Raw genomic sequence first — 19,724 nt, forward strand, 5'->3', positions numbered from 1 at the left:
GCATTACATTTAATCAACATTAAAAACACTTAGCTATGCCAATACGAATGACAGATGATCCGCAGGATCAACAGGAACAGCAAAGTAATGATGGTGGAGGCGGAGGTTTTCCCGGAGGTGGAGGTGGACGAGGTGGCGGAGGATTACTTAGCTTATTGCCGCTGTTGTTGAGTTTATTTGGTCGTGGAGGCGGAGGCGGCGGTAAAGGAATTATTCTTTTGCTGGTTATAGCCGGAGGTGCTTATTTTTTACTCGGCCGTGGTGGTTGTAATGTGAGTGATATTGCCAGTCTTGCAACAGGTGGTTTTTTAGATCCGCAGCAATTTGAAAAGGCAGAGATCTACGAGCCATTGGCTGATGATGATACAAAAAATCCGTTGCCGGAATCTGCAAACCTGCAACGTTTTTGTCCCACACCTCAAAACCAGGGTTCACAAGGAAGTTGTGTTGCCTGGAGCAGTGCGTTTGCAGCGCATACAATTTTAGAATCATCTCGTACAGGTAAACAACCAAACGAAGTGGTGTTCTCTCCATCGTTCATGTATAATCAAATTGGGTTAGAAGGTTGCCAGGGTTCATACATTATCCGTGCGATGGAATTTATGACCAAGCGTGGTGATGTACCTTATGATCAGTTTCCATATACTGATCAGGATTGCCAACGTCAACCGGATAACAGTTTGCAGCAGCAGGCCGCTCAATATCGAATGCGTGGTTTCAACCGTTTGAGTTTAGGCGATCGGAATGATGCTGTTGATATGCGTGCTATTAAAGAAAATTTATCGCAAGGTGCGCCAGTTGTGATTGGTATGATGGTTGGGCAAAGTTTTATGCAACCAATGATGGGGCAGGACGTGTGGATTCCGGCAAGTGGCGACAGAAGTATGATGGGCTTTGGTGGTCATGCAATGTGTGTGGTTGGGTATGATGATAAAAAATATGGCGGTTCTTTTTTATTGATGAACAGCTGGGGACAGGAATGGGGCACCAATGGTTTTGCATGGGTGCGATACGGCGATTTTCAAACCTATGTTCGTGAAGCATATGGCGTAAATCCAATGCACGCAGGTAATGAAAATGTGCAGCAGTTTGCGTGTGAAGTAGGATTGGTTAGTGTGCAATACGATGGTAAGAAAACTGTAGCAGGTGATTATATTGCTTTACAAAATATTGGCGGCAATCGTTTCGAAACAACTGCGCCTGTTCGCCCTGGTGATAAATTTAAAATGGAGTTGAAGAATACAACTGAATGTTATGTGTATGTATTCGGTAAAGAAGTGGATGGTACGAGCTATACCTTGTTTCCTTATCCAAGAACGGATGATCCAACCAAAACAAAGTATTCTCCATTCTGTGGTATTACGGGTGTGCGTTTATTTCCGAAAGATAAAAGCATGACACCCGATAGCATTGGTGTTGGCGGCAGGGATGTAATTGCTGTGGTGATAAGTAAAAAAGAATTGGATTGGTATCAACTGAATCAACAGATAAGTGCTGATCCTTCAAGTGATTTTGGCAGCAGGATCAACCGTGCATTAAGTTCATCGCTCATCCGCAATGTTCGTTATTCTTCAACCGGTAATGGTACGCTTCGTTTTGATGTAACGGGAGATGCCAATAATGTAGTAGCTTGTATTGTTGAAGTAACAAAGTAAAATGCGGTGAGTCACCCGCATATCCTGAGCTTGTCGAAGGAAGGGGTGGCTTACCCGCAAAAGACATATGAAAGAATCTGCTGCACAATTTATCAAGCAAATCACTCATCCCATAAAAGGAAAGTTATTCCTGTTGCTGAAACTCCCTTCTGCTTTTTTCAGTGGCGTACGAATACAATCTGTTACAGATGAATGTTGCGTGGTAACGGTGCCGTACAAGTGGTTTTCACAAAACCCTTTTCGCTCAACTTACTTTGCGTGTTTGGCCATGGCTGCAGAAATGACAACAGGCGTGTTGGGTTTAATGCAGATCACCGGACGAAAACCTGCCGTGTCAATGCTGGTTGTAAATATTGAAGGGAGCTTTTTCAAGAAGGCAACCGACATAACAAGTTTTGTTTGTGAAGACGGAAAACAGATGGAGCAGTTGGTAGATGAGGCTATTTCAACAGGTGAAGCAAAAAGTATCAAAGCAAGATCTGTAGGCCGTAACAAAGCTGGAGAGATTGTTGCAGAGTTCTATATCACATGGTCGTTTAAAGCAAAGAGTTAACAAAAAATGGATTGTTTGAAAATGTATTTGCATTTTCAAATTTTCAAATTGAATCATTTTCAAATTGTCTTTATGAAACTTTCATTTCACGGAGCTGCACGTTGTGTTACAGGCAGCAAACATATACTCACAGTAAACGGTAAACGCCTGTTGCTCGATTGTGGTTTGTTTCAAGGCATGGGGAAAGATACGGATGCCATGAACAGGCATTGGGGTTTTGATCCTGCTTCTATTGATTACATGATCCTCAGTCATGCACATATTGATCACAGCGGATTGATTCCAAAGCTGTGTAAGGATGGATACAAGGGTGATATTCATTGTACAGATGCAACAGCATCACTTACCACCGTATTATTGGAAGACAGTGCAGAGATACAGGAAGATGAAGTGAAGTATGAAAATAAACGTCGTGCTGCAACCAATATGCCCTACCTGCAACCTTTGTATACAATTGAAGATGCAAAGGCGGCACTTGACAGGTTTGTGCAGCATGAATATGGCAATTGGTTTAAAGTAGCTGATGGCATAGAGGCAATGTTCACCGATGCCGGACATATCATCGGCAGTGCCTGTGTGCATTTGCGGGTTACCGAAAACGGCAAGACAAAGACCATTACTTTTTCGGGTGATATTGGCCGTTACCGTGATGTGATCTTAAAATCACCACAAGAGTTTCCGCAGGCAGATATCATCATCATGGAGTCAACCTATGGTAACAGTTTGCATGATAATGCAATCTCAACCCCCGATCAGTTATTGCAATGGATTGAAAAAGCATGCTTGCAGAAGAAAGGCAAACTGATTGTTCCTGCATTTAGTGTCGGTCGCACACAGGAACTGTTGTACGATCTGAATCAACTGGAACTGGAACGCCGTTTACCGGAGCTGGAGTATTTTGTAGATAGTCCATTGAGTATGGAAGCAACACAGATCGTGAAAAGCTACCCGGAGTATTTTAATAAACGTATTCAGAAAGTATTGCAAACCGATAATGATCCGTTTGGTTTTAAAGGGTTGAAATTTGTGAAGACTGTTGATGAATCAAAATTATTGAACTTCAAAAGTGGTCCTTACGTAGTGATCAGCGCAAGTGGCATGGCAGATGCAGGAAGAGTAAAGCATCACATCAACAATGCAATTGAAAACAGTCGTAACACCATTTTACTTACAGGATATTGCGAGCCACGTTCTTTAGGCGGTAAATTGCTGGAAGGTCGTAAAGAGGTGAAAATATTTGGTGTTGAGAAGGAAGTGCATGCTGAGATCGGGCAAATACGCAGCATGAGTGCGCATGGCGATTATGAAGATATGAGTCAGTGGCTTGCCTGCCAGGATCCAAAATTGGTCGATAAACTATTTATTGTTCACGGCGAGTATGATGTACAGCATGCATTTCAGCAACGGCTGATGCGTAAAGGATTTACAGATGTAATTGTGCCGGAAATGCATTTTGAAATAGGTATATAAAAAAGCCCTCCGTTATCCGGAGGGCACCCGTCAGGAAAAATCCGTTGTGGATTTTGGGTTTGGGTAAACTTCACTTCTTCTGATGTGGGTGGTTAGCAACAATTCCGTCTGTACCAAGAGACCAGCTAATATTTTTATAAGAATCCAAATATGGATTTCGGGTAAACCAGTTGTGTATGAAAAGAGGTGTAGGCGGTTAGCAACTTAGTTTGTCCGTACCAAGAGACCAGCTAATATTTTTTATGAATTGATTCTTTTATATTCTTCACGTAAACAGGTTGCAGTTGAGTAAAACCAAATGAAGGTAATTTCAGGCTTTTTGGTTTAAACAGATCTGCCAGTATTTTGATCATGTATTCCATTTGTATTTTTTTATTCTTGTTTTAATAAAAGGTGCAGGCGGTTAGCAACATGTTTAGTCCGTACCAAGAGACCAGTTAATATGTTTGTTGTACAATGTGGATGTTGAGTAATAGGTAAAAGGTTAGCAACAGTGTTTGTCAGGCCAGCAACATATAGTCTATACCGGAACCGTTATTGTTTAATGAATGTTGAAGCACTGCTGTTTGTACCGTTATTTACTTTCAGTATATAATTGCCGGTATGTAGTTGTTGAACATTTAATTGTTGTACCTGTGCAGCCTGTTTGTTTTGATAACGCTGCACCAGAATTCCTGTGCTGTTATAAATTTCATACGTGACCATTTTCTCCTGCCAGTCATTCGGAATCATTACACGCACTTCGTTCGTTGCAGGATTCGGGAAAGTGCTGATCTGCAGGTTATGTTCTTCTGTTAAACGCACCATTCTTGTTTCAGAGTAAGATGACTTGCCATCTACATCAACCATTTTCAATCGATAGTAAATTGTTTTGTCGGTGCTGTTCTGCAGGTTGTCTTTGTAGTTGAAATTATTTTCAGAAGATGTTGTTTCAGGAGCAAATACAATAGCAGCTTCTTTAAAATTTCTTGTATCAACACTTTTCTCGATTACGAAATGACTGAAGTTGTAATGGTTGGTTGTTGACCAGCTTAATACTGCATTCTTTTCTTTGAGATTAGCCTGGAAGCTAAGTAGTGAAACAGGCAATGTAGAAGGGAGGGTGAAGTTGTTGAAATATAAGCTGTATTGCCTTGATGCATGTGAACCTGTTTCTGAGTCTACTCCAAATTTTACTTCAAACGTAGAAATGTTTATCCCGGCAACCTGGAACATGACCTCCGTTGCACTTGTACTGATACCGCCAATTTCAACACCGGCAGTATTGTGCGCAATTACCTGGTTTATGTTGTTTTGAAGCGCAATATGCGGTGTTGCATTCATGAGCGCAGATACGCCATTGTTCATATTTAATTCCGCAAATTCCTTCAGTTGATTGCTGCCATCAATATCAAGAATCATGGCATTCATTGTAGGAAATAGAAATGGCTGACCCGTCAGGGAATGTACAAACTGGAAGGTGAATGTTACATAAGACTCATCCATACCGCCCGATTTGATAAGTGGCTGAAAACCGCCGTCGTACCCGAATCCGTTTTCATCCATGTGCAGTATTGTACTGCCATTTTCAATTTGGCTGATCGTAACAAATGCATTTACAAATGGCGCTACGTTGTCGTAACGGTAAACAGCACCTTGCTGTAAGTCAGTTCCGCTTACGAGCTGGGGATTATTAAAATAAATTTGAGAAAAACCTGCTTGAGAGTTTAAAAGCAGGACAAGGACAAGCACAAAGGCTCTTTTTACTGTTGGGTAGAGGTACGTCATTGTTGTTCTTTTTATAGGGTCGGGATCTGTACGGGCTAAAGAATCTTACTATTCGTCTGTCGGTAAACTATCAATTCGTCTAAGGGTATCTTCTTATCTGGAACAAAGTTGCACCGAGTTTTCAACATACGCAATAGTAGAACTACGAAGTAGTTTTCGCAAAACATCGAAACAGTAAATTTCGCAACAGAAAAACGTTGAAAATCAATACTTCTTTCAAGAAAAATAAATTCAAAAAAACCAGAATAAATGATAAAACGGCTAAAAACAGACTCAATTCGATCTCAAAAAGCCGGGACAAGTGGCAAATTCACGTCGTAAAAACAAGAAATAGGAGGTAATTCTGCTGTTGAGTTTACAGGGAAAACAGTAAAAATTCCAATCACTTTTCAAAGGTGATAGAGCATTTTTCAGATGGCATACGAATAAACAAGTTTTGCAGAAGAGGCTTAGATGAAACAAAAAACCCCGCTAAAAGCGGGGCTTGTACCACGTACGGGATTCGAACCCGTGATTCCTCCGTGAAAGGGAGGCGTCTTAACCCCTTGACCAACGCGGCATTTATTTTTGGGAGTGCAAAGATAGGTTTGGGCATATTACCTCCCAAACAATTTTCAGAAATTTATTCAAAACAAGGATACAAATCAGTAAAATGAGTCCGGCACCTTTCAATCAGCCTGTATTTTCATGATAAGAATTATCTGTTCACGAGGCAAAAACTAACAGGCTTTAATGGTTAATCTCATTAACTTCGCAGCGCATTTTTAACTACTAAATTATATTTCTCATGAGCACAGTAAAAGTTGCGATTAATGGTTTTGGACGTATCGGCAGGTTGGTTTATCGTCAAATTTCTAAAATGGAAGGGATTGATGTGGTGGCGATCAATGATCTTACTTCTCCAAAAGTGTTGGGTCACTTATTAAAGTATGATACAGCACAGGGTCGTTTTGATGCGGAAGTGAAGAGTACCGATAATTCGATCATTGTTAATGGCGACGAGATCAAAATCTATGCTCAAAAAGATCCTGCACAAATTCCATGGGGAACACACCAGGTAGATGTGGTGCTGGAGTGTACCGGTTTCTTTGCAGATAAAGCAAAAGCTGAAGGTCACATTGCTGCCGGTGCCAAGAAAGTGGTGATCAGTGCACCTGCAACAGGCGATCTGAAAACAATTGTATTTAATGTTAACCATAATATTCTTGACGGAAGCGAAACAGTGATCAGCTGCGCAAGCTGTACAACAAACTGTCTGGCTCCAATGGCACAGGTGCTTGAAGAGAAGTACGGTATTGTGAACGGTTTAATGACAACTGTACACGCTTACACAAACGATCAGAACACACAGGATGCTCCTCATCCAAAAGGTGATCTGCGTCGTGCACGTGCAGCAGCACAAAACATTGTGCCTAACAGCACAGGTGCTGCAAAAGCAATTGGCCTGGTATTGCCAAGCTTAAAAGGCAAATTGGATGGTAGTGCTCAACGTGTACCAACGCTTACCGGTTCATTAACTGAAGTAACTGCGTTGTTGGGTAAGAAAGTAACTGTTGAAGAAGTGAATGCAGCCATGAAAGCAGCTTCAAACGAAAGCTTTGGTTATACGGAAGATGAAATTGTAAGCAGCGATATCATTGGTACAAGCTTCGGTTCTTTGTTTGATGCAACACAAACTAAAGTGCAGAATGTTGGTGACACACAATTGGTGCGTGTGGTTAGCTGGTACGATAACGAAATGAGTTATGTAAGCCAGTTGGTACGTACACTTCACTATTTTGCTAAACTTATCAAGTAAGATTTTTGTGAATACAAAACTGTTAAAGGGATATTTCGTTTGGAGTATCCCTTTTTTATTCCTTGCCTGCAACAGCGGCCCCGGCACTGCAAAGTTGCTGCCTCCTGATCCTAAGAACAGCGAGTGGTATGTGCAAAAAGAAAAAGATGAAGATGACAGTGACAACAAACTTGGTTTGTATGCACTTCGTTTTTATCCCGATGGTAACTACACACTTTGTGCTGATCTGTTGTTTGAACAGGGTAAGTGGGCATTTGATGCGCAGAAAAAATTATTGGTACTTGATCCTGAAAAAGGCGATACCACAATTAAAGAACGATACCTCATTGATCAATCGCAACCAAAAGGGAAAGCGCAATTCAGTTTTTACAGTGCATACCCGATTGATAAAGCCAATCCTGATGAATTGGTAAAAGTGTTGGCGGTAACAAACAGTTCAACAAACGATCCGTTCAAAAAGGATATGCATGGCTGGCGGAACAGGCCAACTCAGCAGGAGAATGATGTACAGTTAAAACAACGTGTTGTTGCCTACCTGCAATTTCTGCTGGCATTTTATCAGCATGCAAAAGATAATAACCTGGAAAATCCGGGAGGCACCTGGTATCCGCAGCCCATTAAGTTTTACAGCAACAAAGTGAGTATGGCTTATGAAAATGAGCTGGGCGATTGGTACACTTGTTTTTTCAGCAAGGAAGATGCAGTAAAAGGTTATCAACTCATCAGCGGTGCATTGATGAAAGCAAAGATCGAAGGAGAAGATGATGTGAGCCGTAACATTCACTGCGTTGAACAACTATTGGTAGCAGTGCATAAATAATCATGAACTGAATTATTTTTCTGCAGCAGACTGTAACTTCGTTTTACACTTAAACTATTGAACAAAACCATAGCATTATGAGCAAATTTTCAAACCATAATTTCAGCAATCAGAAAGCATTGATCCGTGTTGATTTCAATGTGCCGCTTGATAAACAAACACAGGCAATTACTGATGATACAAGGATGACAGCAGCTATCCCAACCATCAAAAAAATACTGAACGATGGCGGTAGTGTTATTCTCATGAGTCATCTCGGTCGTCCAAAAGATGGTCCTGAAGAAAAATCATCACTCAAACATCTCATTCCACACCTTGCAGAATTATTGGGTGGCAACACAACTGTTTTATTTGCCAATGATTGCATTGGTGAACAGGCATACCTCACTGCAGGTATGATGAAGCCGGGTGAAGTATTGTTACTGGAGAATCTCCGTTTTTATAAAGAAGAAGAAAAAGGTGATGCAGCTTTTGCAGAAAAACTCAGCAAACTGGGTGATGTGTATGTGAATGATGCATTTGGTACTGCTCACCGTGCTCATGCTTCAACGGCGGTAATTGCACAATTCTTTCCATCCGAAAAAAGAATGTTTGGTTTATTGATGGAAGGCGAAGTGGCAGCAGGAGAAAAAGTGTTATTACAAGCCGAGAAACCTTTCACAGCAATTATTGGTGGCGCCAAGGTGAGCGACAAAATTCTCATTATCGAAAACTTACTGGAACGTGCAACCGATATTATCATCGGCGGTGGTATGGCCTATACGTTTATGAAAGCAATGGGAGGAACAATTGGCAATTCATTGTGCGAGGAAGACAGACTGGATACTGCAAAAGAAATTCTTGAAAAAGCTGAAGTAAAAGGAGTTTCTATTCACCTGCCAAGCGATTCAGTGATTGCCGACAAGTTTGCAGCCGATGCAAATACTTCAACAGCTCCAAGCAATCACATCCCCAATGGCTGGATGGGTTTGGATATCGGTGTAAACGCCTGTGAGCAATTCAGAAATGTATTGCTGCATTCAAAAACCATTTTATGGAATGGCCCGATGGGTGTGTTTGAAATGGAAAAATTTCAACACGGAACCAAAACTGTTGCACAGGCTGTAGCTGATGCAACAGGAAAAGGTGCTTTCTCTTTAGTAGGTGGCGGCGACAGTGTTGCGGCGGTAAATGACTTTGGGTTTACTGATAAGGTGAGCTATATCTCTACCGGTGGTGGTGCCATGCTTGAGTTTTTTGAAGGAAAAACATTGCCAGGCATAGCTGCAATCAAAGAATAACGATCTTGACAGATACAAAAGAACGTCAGGGTGTCAGCTTTTAAAGCTCGGCACCCTTTGTGTTTATTAAAATTCATCTTGGCAAGTAAAATGTTTCGTTTAAATTTAATGTGTATTGCATAGCCTTACCTTTAAGTTTTACCTGCCGGTTGTAACAAATACAGATATCATCACACTCATCATTAAATAAAAAATAATAAACACATGAAACCCGGACGCATCATTACCATTGTTGTAGCTGTTCTTTTAGCCTTTATCCTCTTCAGAGGTTGCAGCGGTTATAATGGCCTGGTAAAGCAGGATGAAGTTGTAAAAGAAAAATGGAATAACGTACAGAGTGACTATCAGCGTCGTGCTGATCTTATTCCTAATCTTGTAAACACCGTAAAAGGTGAAGCGAACTTCGAGCAACAAACGCTCATCAACGTTATTGAGGCACGTTCAAAAGCAACAAGTGTAAAAGTAGATCCTTCAAATATTACTCCTGAAAAGCTGGCGGAATTTCAGCAGGCACAAAGTGGTGTAAGCAGTGCCCTGAGCCGTTTATTGGCAGTAGTGGAGAATTATCCCAACCTCAAAGCCAATGAAGGTTTCCGAAACCTGCAAACACAATTGGAAGGAACGGAAAACAGGATCAAAGTAGCACGTAACGATTTCAACGGTGCTGTGAAAGATTATAACACACAGGTGCGTTCATTCCCGATGAACTTATTGGCTGGTATGTTTGGCTTTAAACCGAAAGAAGGTTTTGCAGCAGAACCAGGCAGCGATAAAGCTCCTGAAGTAAAATTCTGATAAACAACGAATGGGTATTTTTTCCTTCTTCACGAAACAGAAAGACTGGTTTACGCCGGCCGAGCATGAAGCAATTGTAAATGCAATCCGTGCTTCGGAGAAACGTACATCAGGTGAAATACGTGTGTTCATCGAAAGCCGTTGCAGCTATGTTGACCCGGTTGATCGTGCTGTTGAAGTTTTCTTTGGATTGAAAATGGAGCAAACGGAAGACCGCAACGGTGTGTTGCTTTATATTGCCATGAAAGATCATCAGCTGGCAGTGTTTGGCGATAAAGGAATTCACGAAAAAGTAGGCACCGCATTCTGGAATAATGAAGTAAGGCAAATGCTTTCATCTTTTGGTAAACAGAATTATGCAGAGGGTATTGTAAAGATCATTACCGACATAGGTGATGCATTGGTTACACATTTTCCTTACGAAAACGAAGACAGGAACGAATTACCCGATGATATTGTTTTTGGACGATAACCCATTATGAGATCAATTCAGTTAACCATACTTTCTTTTCTATTCCTTCTGCTGGGCCTTGCTGCTCATGCACAGGGAATTGAAAAGTATATTCCACCTGTTCCCAACCCGGCAAGGTTGGTGAATGATTACCTCGATAAACTTACCCCTGAACAGGAAGAAGCGCTTGAACGCAAACTTGTTGCTTACGACGACAGTACATCAAACCAGATCGTTATTGTAACCATTGGCGATATTGGTGATTATGATATTGGTGATTTTGCGGTTGCTCTTGGCCGTAAGTGGGGCGTGGGTGGTAAAGAGTTTAATAATGGATTGATCATTGTAGTGCTGGAAGATAAAGAGCGGGGTAAACGAAAAGTGTGGATCGCTACAGGTTACGGTCTTGAAGGCGCTATTCCTGATATTACCACTAAGAAGATCATTGAAGCTGATATTGTTCCAAACTTTAAAGCCAATGATATTTATCGTGGACTCGATGAAGGTACCAGCGACCTGATGCGTGCAGCAGCAGGAGAATACAAAGCACCGGCCGGTTACAGTGACCGCAAAAAAGGCAAAGGTGGCGGCAGTATTCCCGTGGCAATGATCATTTTTATCGTGATCATGATCATTATTTCCAACATCAATAAAAGAGGTGGCGGTGGCATGATGAGCCGCAGAGGTTATCGCAGGTGGGATAATAGCGTGCCACCTATCTGGTTCCCCGGTGGTGGCGGAGGCGGCTGGGGCGGCGGAGGCAGTAGCGGAGGTGGAGGGTTTGGTGGTTTTGGAGGAGGTAGTTTTGGTGGTGGTGGAGCAGGAGGTGATTGGTAATAATAATTACAGGAAAGGTTCGCTTTTGCGAACCTTTCTTTTTAGCAGAGAAATGGTTTACTCTTTCATATACCCCAGCACATAATCAACAAGAAATGTTTTAGGATATGCATCTTCATTGGCTGTATGAAGTTCGGTTGGAACTTCATAAACACCTAACATCAATTGCATGGGATAATCAGGAGCCTGTTTTAATTCACGAATCAGTTGATGATCGATATAGAAACGTGTACGTCCTTTTTCCCACTCAACAGCGTAGATGTGAAATGTAGTTGCATCAAGCCGGAACTCTTCCTCAAAAAAAGCTTCTTTCAGTTTGGGATCATTGAATTGATGAATACCATAACCAATCATTGCTTTATCGGCAAATACATTCCATCCTTTTACTTCAAACACACAGATTTCCGCTGAACGCTCCGGTTCGTCTTCATAACCAATCATCCAGAGTGATACCACATTATTGGATGATTGGATCGCTTTTGCCCTGATCTCAACATAGCCATATTGCGGTGTATAAAGTTGAACCGGTTCCTGTTCTTCTGTCACTACACAGTTTGGGTTAAAGAAACCATGCTGCCCGATACCTGACCCTAACGGGCCTGCATACACGCCTGTTTGAATGGATGAACATTTTACTTCTCCGTTGAATTCAGGACACCAGGGTTGTTGATCTTTTGTGATCTGCAGTGCAAGGTTGCTGTCTTTTATAAAGTAATTCGGTGCTGCTTTTTTTCTTGAACTCCAGTGTGGCAAATAGAAAGGAAACCAGTTCTGCACGTTCAGGTTGTGATCTGTAAAGTGATCTTCAAACACGAGCCTGTATTTCTCATTTATAACTTTATTGGCGCTGAAACTGTTCTTCTTTTTACGCATAGATGGATGATGCATTGTTTCAATTCAAATTACAATCCTTTAAAAAAATGAGCAAGACTTCCATGCGTTTATACTTCTGTAGTCTGCAATAACTCTGTCCGCTTTATTTCCCGCATCAATCATTCTTTTCCTTTTTGGCTATGCCATAGCGCCTGTTTTAACCTGAATAGCTAAATGGCTGTTAGCAGGGGATAATTGTAAAAGTTGTTGAAGTTTTACATAATCGGGTTGACACTTGACTTTAAAAGTAAAAAAGAATGTTTGATTGCGAATATTGAAAATATGGTTATAGCAATAAAAATAGCGGCACAATGGCCGCTATTTTTTATTATTTGAAGTTGGTGATTTTTATTTCATCTTACTCTTAATATAATCGATCTGTTCCTGTAACGCATTCACATCTTCGCCTGCTTTCTTCAGTGTTTCTTTTTTACCGATGATGGTTTTCAGGAAATTCTCAAACACGGGACCTAAACCGTATTGTTCAGGAATAGCATCACGGAACTTTACCATTTCATCAATACCACGTTTTACTTTTTCTGTGTTCTTGATCGTGCCAAGCATATTGGCATAGGTAGCAGTTAAATTGAATTTTGCCTGCGATAAGCCCATGCTGCTGTATGCCTTGGTGATCTCATCAAATGAATTTTCATCACCACTTTTGATCAATGTGTTGGCAACTGCTTCAAGAAGATTTCCTTTCATGGGTTGTTTTGATAAACGCTTAGCTTCTGTTAATGCAGCAGGCGGATCAAGTTTTTCCAATGCTGTTAACGCAGCGGCACTTAACGTGTAGGATGAATCATTCACCAATGATGTAAACAGTGTTTTGTAAGCAGGCTTTTTTAAGTTGCCTAAGAAGGTAACGGCTGCACTGCGTACAATACGGCTGGGATCTTTTTTTGCAATGGCTTCAAGCGAAGTTTCTGTTACATCAACAATAGCAGTTTTCTTAGCATCCAGTTTACCAATAGCAAAATTGCGGAGACCGCTGTATTTGTCATTGATGGCTTCTTTCATAAAGGCAACAGCTTTTGCATCGTCCTGTTTCTTCGAAATAAAATCGATGGCTTCTCTTCTGTCTAAATACAAACCTGCATACTTGTACTGATGAATATATTCGTCAAGTGTTTTGTTTTCTTTCTTAACTGCCAGTAACACTTTGTCGCCATCAAAATTTACCAGGTCAGGTTTTGAAGAAACAGCAAAGGAGAAAGTATCAACCGCATTTTTTACCCACACCTGCTCACGTGTTTTGTTGCTGCCATTGTAAATATCAATCGCAACAGGAAGTTGAAACAGTTTGTCTTTCTGTGTTTGTTTTACGATCACGTTTACTTTCTTTCCACTCTCGTCGTAACTGTAAGTAATATCCAATACCGGGTGTCCTGCACCAAAATACCATTGATTGAAGAACCAGTTCAGATCCCTGCCGGTTATTTCTTCAAACGCTATACGCAGTTGATGTGCTTCAGCTGATTTGTATTTGTTGGTTGTTAAATAAAGATTGATTGATTTAAAGAAAGCACTGTCGCCAACATAGTTACGGAGCATGTGCAGAATGCGGCCGCCTTTGCTGTAACTTACTGCATCAAACATGTCTTCTTTATCACGGTAGTAATAACGTACCAGGTGTTTGCTTTCGCTGCCACTGCCCAAATATCCCTGCATGGCACTGTAATGTGTGGCATCTGCTTTGTCTTTGCTGAATTTATATTCATCCCACAGGTATTCGCTGTAGTCAGCAAATGATTCGTTAAGCGTAAGGTTACTCCAGCTTTCAGAAGTTACATAATCACCAAACCAATGGTGAAACAGTTCATGTGCAATGGTGCCTTCCCATCTGTTGCCATCCACTAGTTCACGTGCATCCTGCTGTGCACTCTCCTGGTGAAGTGTAGCAGTTGTATTTTCCATAGCACCGCTTACATAATCACGACCAACCATCTGTGCATATTTCACCCATGGATAATCAACACCGGTGATCTTTGAGAAATAGGTCATCATCTCAGGCGTGTTACCAAATATTTTCTTTGCAACAGAAGCATATTCCTTATCAACATAATAACTTACTTCTTTTCCTCTCCAGCTTTCTTTCACCATTGCAAAATCGCCTGCACCCATAAAGAAGAGGTAAGGAGAATTGGGTTGATCCATTTTCCAGTAATCCGTACGTGTGCCATTGCTGTTTGGTTTCTGACTCATCAGTTTGCCATTGCTTAAGGTTACCCATTTTGCAGGCACTGTTAAATAGAAATCCTGTGTTGTTTTCTGATTTGTCTTGTCGATCGTTGGGCACCAAACGCTGGTTGCTTCTGTTTCACCCTGTGTCCAGAATTGGGTTGGCTTGTCTTTCTCTTCGCCTTTAGGGTTGATAAAGTACAATCCTTTTGCATCGGTGATGGCAACACTGCCTTCTGTTTTAAAATCGTTAGGCTTTGCTACATAATTGATGTACACAGTATATGCTTCGCCACCTTTGTAGGTTTTGTCGAGCGTTACTTTCAACAGCAATCCATCATATTCATATTTGAGTTTGGTACGTGCAGTTCCTTTTTGGATGGCTACTTCCTTAATCTCCATTCCTTTTGCATCCAATACCAATGTATTGCTGGGATAGAAATAAGGTTTCAATGTTAGCCAGGCATTTCCTTTTAACTGTGCATTGGGGATATCAAAACTGGCTTCAAGTTTTGTATTAACCAGGGCATGTGTTTTTTCAGGTGTTGATCGATAGATTTTTTTCCAGCTTGTATCAGCCTGTTGCTGCTCCTGGGCAAAAGCTACGTTAAGACTAAGGGCCAGCAGACCGATGATGAGATTTCTTTTCATGTGTTTCGTTTAAATTGATGTTTGGTCACCTGTTATTCAACCACACAAACGATTCATTCCTTTTTGGGAGAATAATGAATCGTTGGTTAAGTCTTATTGAATAAATAAGTGATTTGATTTTTCGGAATTACCTGTTTGCAAATATTGTGTATGACGACAAGTATTTGTTACAGGTTTCCGGTATTCTTGATTAAAATGCCTGTAAAGATAAAGTGGCTCGTGATTTGGACAGTAGATTTTGACAAATGGTTTGTGATTCAGATAAACAAAAAAAATTAGCTTTGTTGCTATGCGAACATCAGTGATCAGAAGACTTGCATTAGTTATGGTGGTTTCAGCCTTTTTCAGCGTTCAGGCAAAAAGCCAGTTAAATCATTTCATTTATCTCCAGACCGATAACCAGCAACCTTTTTATATCAAGTATAATAACAGGATCATCAGTTCATCTTCTTCGGGCTATCTGATTCTTCCAAAGTTGAAGGACGGAGTAGTGGATTTTGCCGTTGGTTTCCCCAAAAGCGACCAGCAGGAGCAGCAGTTTCGCTATACCATTGATAAAGCTGACAAAGGGTTTCTCTTGAAAAACTTCAGTGATAAAGGCTGGGGGCTGTATGATCTTCAGACTTCGTCCATCGTATATACAGCGGTTAAAACCGCAGAAACGAATAATAATCCAGGCAGCACAGTTGCACCTGCAAATGATCCTTTCAGTAATATGCTTTCGAAAGTAACCCAGGACAGCACCGTGAAAACAGTAACGGTGGTAAAAGAAACAAAACCAGTTGTTGTCGACACACCCAAGCCTGCAAAAGTGGAAGTAGTAGTGACAGCGCCTGTAAAAGATACCATAACTGTTAAGCCCGAGATAAAGCCTGAAAAGCCGATTGAACAGCCGGTTGTAACCGAACCCGAATGGACTGCACCGTCAAAATCACCCATTAAACAGGTGCGCAAGTTTGAAAGCAGGGAAGGTGCCGATTTTGTGTTTGAAGTAGGCGAAGCCAATGGTCTTAAAGATACCGTCCGGTTATTTATTGAACGGGATACCGTTATCAATCCTGTTGTATCGCCGGCCGTTATTGATACACCCAAAGCAGAGGTCGTACTAAAAGATACCGTTGCGGTGGTTCAGCAACCCAAAAAAGAAGAACCGGTTGTAAAGAATGAGGAAGTGGTTGAAAAGAAAGAACCTGTTACGCCGCCCGTAGTTTCCGAACCCGTTCAGAAAAAGGAAACAGCATCATTACCAAATAGTAACTGCAAGGATTTTGCAACGGAAGATGATCTCATCAAACTTCGCCGTCGCATGGCTTCTCAGCGAAAAGATGAGCAGATGGTAGATGAAGCAAAGAAAGCTTTCCGCGCAAAATGTTTTACTACAAGTCAGTTGAAAAACCTCTCTGCACTGTTCCTTTCAGATGAAGGGCGGTATCGTTTTTTTGATGCTGCATTGCCATTTGTAACAGATTACAGTAATTTTAAGTCGTTGGGTGAAACAATCAATGACGATTATTACAAGCGCAGGTTTATAGCACTATTGCCCAATCAATAAATTATGCCACGTTACTTTCTGGAACTTAGTTATAAGGGAGAAGGGTACAGTGGTTTCCAGGTGCAGCAAAATGCCATCACCATTCAGGAAGAAGTGGAGAAAGCATTCCGGATCTTTTTCAAAAAAGATGTGGAACTGACCGGATCTTCCCGCACGGATGCGGGGGTGCATGCACTACAGAACTATTTTCATTTCGATTGGGATGATGGGTTTCCTCAGGCTTCGGTTTATAATCTTAACGCTATTCTGCCTGCCGCAATAGTCATAAAGTCGGTAAAGGAAGTAAAGCCCGATGCGCACAGCCGCTTTCATGCAACAGCCCGGGAATACAAATACTTTATTTACGATAAAAAGAATCCCTTTATTGATGACAGAGCCTGGTACCTTCCTTACACCCTTGATGAGGCTTTATTAGATGCATGTGCCCAAAAGGTCAAGAACAACCTCGATTTTTCTGCTTTTTCGAAACGTAATACGCAGGTAAAAACCTTTCAATGCAGTATTTCAGTAAGTGAATGGATAAGTGAAGACGGATGTCTTGTTTACCATGTACAGGCCAACCGGTTTTTGCGTGGAATGGTACGTGGCCTGGTTGGAACAATGGTTCGGGTAGCCAGGGGAACGATGTCGCTTGATGCTTTTGAAGCATTACTGGCACAAAGAACACTTGCTTCCGCAGATTTTTCGGCACCTGCAAAAGGCTTGTTTTTGGTAGGTGTAAGCTATCCGGAGGCTATCTTCCTGTAAGCCCTAAAAAAACTTTTCGGCTGAAATGCTTTGCAGCAAAGCGTTTCAGGTTTTGGCAGAAAAAAAGAACCAGAAAGGTTTGGTTTGTAACTCACTTCACCGTTACCTTTGCAGCCCGCTTTGAAAAAAACGGGTAGTTCTTCAAAAGGTGACGTTCTCTTCTTAACTATATCGGTTACAGCTTTTTACAAGAAAAAAGTTTGAAATAAAACGAAGAAAAATTTGGCAGATAAAAATAGCCGCTTACCTTTGCAACCCGCTTTGAAAAAAGCGAAAGTTCTTCAAAAGGTTGGCACTGTAAGTCTGCACAAAAACAAATTCTTTCCCTGGTTTAAATCGATAAAAAAAGTTGAAATAAAACAAAGAAAAATTTGGCAGATAAAAATAGCCGCTTACCTTTGCAACCCGCTTTGAAAAAAGCGAAAGTTCTTCAAAAAGGTTGGCAGTGAAAATTCACATCAAAGCAAGTTTTTCTTCGAATGAAAGCGACAAAAAAAGTTGAAAGAAAACAAAGAAAAATTTGGTGAATTTAAAAAACCACTTACCTTTGCACTCCGTTTAAAAAACGGGGTCACGAAAACAAACAAAGTTCTTTGAAAGTTTGAAAGCAACAGCAACGTTTTAATTAATTAGAACGGGTAAATTTTAAGCGTAAAATAATTCGATTTTTGAACTGTTAATTCTTGAGAATTAATAGTCAGTATCAAACAACATTTACAATGGAGAGTTTGATCCTGGCTCAGGATGAACGCTAGCGGCAGGCTTAATACATGCAAGTCGAGGGGCAGCAGGTTTGTAGCAATACAGATGCTGGCGACCGGCAAACGGGTGCGGAACACGTACGCAACCTTCCTTTAACTGGAAGATAGCCCACCGAAAGGTGGATTAATACTCCATAACATATTAGAGTGGCATCACTTTGATATTAAAGCTCCGGCGGTTAGAGATGGGCGTGCGTCTGATTAGGTAGTTGGCGGGGTAACGGCCCACCAAGCCTGCGATCAGTAGCTGATGTGAGAGCATGATCAGCCACACGGGCACTGAGACACGGGCCCGACTCCTACGGGAGGCAGCAGTAAGGAATATTGGTCAATGGACGCAAGTCTGAACCAGCCATGCCGCGTGGAGGATGAAGGCCCTCTGGGTTGTAAACTTCTTTTCTTTGGGACGAAACCTCTATTTCTATGGAGACTGACGGTACCAGAGGAATAAGCACCGGCTAACTCCGTGCCAGCAGCCGCGGTAATACGGAGGGTGCAAGCGTTATCCGGATTCACTGGGTTTAAAGGGAGCGTAGGTGGACTTTTAAGTCAGTGGTGAAATCTCTGGGCTTAACCCGGAAACTGCCATTGATACTATTAGTCTTGAATTCTCTGGAGGTAAGCGGAATATGTCATGTAGCGGTGAAATGCTTAGATATGACATAGAACACCCATTGCGAAGGCAGCTTACTACGGAGACATTGACACTGAGGCTCGAAAGCGTGGGGATCAAACAGGATTAGATACCCTGGTAGTCCACGCCCTAAACGATGATTACTCGACATTAGCGATATTACTGTTAGTGTCTAAGCGAAAGCATTAAGTAATCCACCTGGGAAGTACGACCGCAAGGTTGAAACTCAAAGGAATTGGCGGGGGTCCGCACAAGTGGTGGAGCATGTGGTTTAATTCGATGATACGCGAGGAACCTTACCTGGGCTAGAATGCATTTTGACCGCAGGTGAAAGCCTGTTTTGTAGCAATACACAATTTGTAAGGTGCTGCATGGCTGTCGTCAGCTCGTGCCGTGAGGTGTTGGGTTAAGTCCCGCAACGAGCGCAACCCCTATCTTTAGTTGCCATCAGGTAATGCTGGGAACTCTAAAGAAACTGCCGTCGTAAGACGTGAGGAAGGAGGGGATGATGTCAAGTCATCATGGCCTTTATGCCCAGGGCTACACACGTGCTACAATGGGGGGGACAAAGGGCTGCCACTTAGCGATAAGGAGCTAATCCCAAAAACCCTCTCTCAGTTCAGATTGGAGTCTGCAACTCGACTCCATGAAGCTGGAATCACTAGTAATCGTATATCAGCAATGATACGGTGAATACGTTCCCGGACCTTGCACACACCGCCCGTCAAGCCATGGAAGCTGGGTGTACCTAAAGTCGGTAACCGCAAGGAGCCGCCTAGGGTAAAACTAGTGACTGGGGCTAAGTCGTAACAAGGTAGCCGTACCGGAAGGTGCGGCTGGAATACCTCCTTTTTAGAGTACGTCTTTTTTTACTGCTGTTGCTTTTTTCTTTCAAGATT

General features: G+C 41.8%; 16 protein-coding genes, 1 tRNA gene and 1 rRNA gene. 13 read left to right on the forward strand and 5 right to left on the reverse strand.

Features of this window, described 5'->3' with window-relative positions:
• The first annotated feature begins 35 nt into the window (after positions 1-35).
• The 3 genes from H4075_RS03730 (at position 36) to H4075_RS03740 (ending at position 3,678) form a co-directional block, all read left to right on the forward strand.
• Positions 36-1,655: a C1 family peptidase gene (locus H4075_RS03730; protein WP_182804277.1), complete on the forward strand. Its 1,620-nt coding sequence runs from the start codon at positions 36-38 to the stop codon at positions 1,653-1,655.
• A 67-nt stretch (positions 1,656-1,722) separates the two neighbouring features.
• Entirely contained in the window at positions 1,723-2,208 is a 486-nt protein-coding gene (locus H4075_RS03735) for a DUF4442 domain-containing protein (RefSeq protein ID WP_182804279.1), read from the forward strand.
• 72 nt (positions 2,209-2,280) lie between these two features.
• Positions 2,281-3,678, forward strand: coding sequence for an MBL fold metallo-hydrolase (locus H4075_RS03740; RefSeq protein ID WP_182804281.1), 1,398 nt, complete (start codon positions 2,281-2,283; stop codon positions 3,676-3,678).
• Between the two features lie 230 nt (positions 3,679-3,908).
• On the opposite strand, the gene H4075_RS21645 is transcribed toward H4075_RS03740, so the two are convergent.
• The 3 genes from H4075_RS21645 to H4075_RS03750 form a co-directional block, all read right to left on the reverse strand.
• Positions 3,909-4,040, reverse strand: coding sequence for a hypothetical protein (locus H4075_RS21645; protein ID WP_255460315.1), 132 nt, complete (start codon positions 4,038-4,040; stop codon positions 3,909-3,911).
• A gap of 172 nt (positions 4,041-4,212) precedes the next feature.
• Positions 4,213-5,445: a T9SS type A sorting domain-containing protein gene (locus H4075_RS03745; protein ID WP_182804283.1), complete on the reverse strand. Its 1,233-nt coding sequence runs from the start codon at positions 5,443-5,445 to the stop codon at positions 4,213-4,215.
• A gap of 487 nt (positions 5,446-5,932) precedes the next feature.
• A tRNA-Glu gene (locus tag H4075_RS03750) sits at positions 5,933-6,004 on the reverse strand.
• Positions 6,005-6,232: 228 nt separating this feature from the next.
• Here H4075_RS03750 and gap point away from each other — a divergent pair.
• From gap to H4075_RS03780, 6 genes are all read left to right on the forward strand, one after another.
• The gene (gene gap / locus H4075_RS03755) at positions 6,233-7,243 is read left to right on the forward strand and encodes a type I glyceraldehyde-3-phosphate dehydrogenase (protein WP_182804285.1); all 1,011 of its coding nucleotides are present in this window, start codon (positions 6,233-6,235) and stop codon (positions 7,241-7,243) included.
• 7 nt (positions 7,244-7,250) lie between these two features.
• Complete coding sequence (locus H4075_RS03760; RefSeq protein ID WP_182804287.1) at positions 7,251-8,063, forward strand: hypothetical protein; 813 nt, start codon at positions 7,251-7,253, stop codon at positions 8,061-8,063.
• Between the two features lie 77 nt (positions 8,064-8,140).
• Positions 8,141-9,343: a phosphoglycerate kinase gene (locus H4075_RS03765; protein ID WP_182804289.1), complete on the forward strand. Its 1,203-nt coding sequence runs from the start codon at positions 8,141-8,143 to the stop codon at positions 9,341-9,343.
• A gap of 204 nt (positions 9,344-9,547) precedes the next feature.
• The gene (locus H4075_RS03770; protein ID WP_182804291.1) at positions 9,548-10,138 is read left to right on the forward strand and encodes a LemA family protein; all 591 of its coding nucleotides are present in this window, start codon (positions 9,548-9,550) and stop codon (positions 10,136-10,138) included.
• 10 nt (positions 10,139-10,148) lie between these two features.
• A complete protein-coding gene (locus H4075_RS03775; protein WP_182804293.1) occupies positions 10,149-10,610 on the forward strand; it encodes a TPM domain-containing protein in 462 nt (153 codons plus the stop codon).
• A gap of 6 nt (positions 10,611-10,616) precedes the next feature.
• Positions 10,617-11,426: a TPM domain-containing protein gene (locus H4075_RS03780; RefSeq protein ID WP_182804295.1), complete on the forward strand. Its 810-nt coding sequence runs from the start codon at positions 10,617-10,619 to the stop codon at positions 11,424-11,426.
• A 57-nt stretch (positions 11,427-11,483) separates the two neighbouring features.
• On the opposite strand, the gene H4075_RS03785 is transcribed toward H4075_RS03780, so the two are convergent.
• Positions 11,484-12,314 carry a glycoside hydrolase family 16 protein gene (locus H4075_RS03785; RefSeq protein ID WP_220494845.1) on the reverse strand — a complete coding sequence of 277 codons (831 nt, stop codon included), beginning with the start codon at positions 12,312-12,314 and terminating at the stop codon, positions 11,484-11,486.
• 333 nt (positions 12,315-12,647) lie between these two features.
• Positions 12,648-15,131 (reverse strand): M1 family aminopeptidase, encoded by a 2,484-nt coding sequence (locus H4075_RS03790; protein WP_182804297.1) that lies wholly within the window; start codon positions 15,129-15,131, stop codon positions 12,648-12,650.
• 289 nt (positions 15,132-15,420) lie between these two features.
• Here H4075_RS03790 and H4075_RS03795 point away from each other — a divergent pair, with 289 nt between their 5' ends.
• The 4 genes from H4075_RS03795 (at position 15,421) to H4075_RS03810 (ending at position 19,677) form a co-directional block, all read left to right on the forward strand.
• Positions 15,421-16,683: a DUF4476 domain-containing protein gene (locus tag H4075_RS03795; protein ID WP_182804299.1), complete on the forward strand. Its 1,263-nt coding sequence runs from the start codon at positions 15,421-15,423 to the stop codon at positions 16,681-16,683.
• 3 nt (positions 16,684-16,686) lie between these two features.
• Positions 16,687-17,430: a tRNA pseudouridine(38-40) synthase TruA gene (gene truA / locus H4075_RS03800; RefSeq protein WP_182804301.1), complete on the forward strand. Its 744-nt coding sequence runs from the start codon at positions 16,687-16,689 to the stop codon at positions 17,428-17,430.
• Between the two features lie 222 nt (positions 17,431-17,652).
• A complete protein-coding gene (locus H4075_RS03805) occupies positions 17,653-17,844 on the forward strand; it encodes a hypothetical protein (RefSeq protein WP_182804303.1) in 192 nt (63 codons plus the stop codon).
• A gap of 302 nt (positions 17,845-18,146) precedes the next feature.
• Positions 18,147-19,677: ribosomal RNA gene (locus tag H4075_RS03810) — 16S ribosomal RNA — on the forward strand.
• Positions 19,678-19,724 lie beyond the last annotated feature (47 nt).

The organism is Lacibacter sediminis (genome assembly GCF_014168535.1).
GTDB classification, from domain to species: domain Bacteria; phylum Bacteroidota; class Bacteroidia; order Chitinophagales; family Chitinophagaceae; genus Lacibacter; species Lacibacter sediminis.

Coding starts and splice junctions, on each gene's coding strand:
- H4075_RS03795 (WP_182804299.1), top strand. CDS start 15,421: ATGCGAACATCAGTGATCAGAAGACTTGCATTAGTTATGGTGGTTTCA.
- H4075_RS03745 (WP_182804283.1), bottom strand. CDS start 5,445: ATGACGTACCTCTACCCAACAGTAAAAAGAGCCTTTGTGCTTGTCCTT.
- H4075_RS03775 (WP_182804293.1), top strand. CDS start 10,149: ATGGGTATTTTTTCCTTCTTCACGAAACAGAAAGACTGGTTTACGCCG.
- H4075_RS03770 (WP_182804291.1), top strand. CDS start 9,548: ATGAAACCCGGACGCATCATTACCATTGTTGTAGCTGTTCTTTTAGCC.
- H4075_RS03780 (WP_182804295.1), top strand. CDS start 10,617: ATGAGATCAATTCAGTTAACCATACTTTCTTTTCTATTCCTTCTGCTG.
- H4075_RS03790 (WP_182804297.1), bottom strand. CDS start 15,131: ATGAAAAGAAATCTCATCATCGGTCTGCTGGCCCTTAGTCTTAACGTA.
- H4075_RS03730 (WP_182804277.1), top strand. CDS start 36: ATGCCAATACGAATGACAGATGATCCGCAGGATCAACAGGAACAGCAA.
- H4075_RS03785 (WP_220494845.1), bottom strand. CDS start 12,314: ATGCATCATCCATCTATGCGTAAAAAGAAGAACAGTTTCAGCGCCAAT.
- H4075_RS03740 (WP_182804281.1), top strand. CDS start 2,281: ATGAAACTTTCATTTCACGGAGCTGCACGTTGTGTTACAGGCAGCAAA.
- truA (WP_182804301.1), top strand. CDS start 16,687: ATGCCACGTTACTTTCTGGAACTTAGTTATAAGGGAGAAGGGTACAGT.
- H4075_RS21645 (WP_255460315.1), bottom strand. CDS start 4,040: ATGGAATACATGATCAAAATACTGGCAGATCTGTTTAAACCAAAAAGC.
- gap (WP_182804285.1), top strand. CDS start 6,233: ATGAGCACAGTAAAAGTTGCGATTAATGGTTTTGGACGTATCGGCAGG.
- H4075_RS03765 (WP_182804289.1), top strand. CDS start 8,141: ATGAGCAAATTTTCAAACCATAATTTCAGCAATCAGAAAGCATTGATC.
- H4075_RS03735 (WP_182804279.1), top strand. CDS start 1,723: ATGAAAGAATCTGCTGCACAATTTATCAAGCAAATCACTCATCCCATA.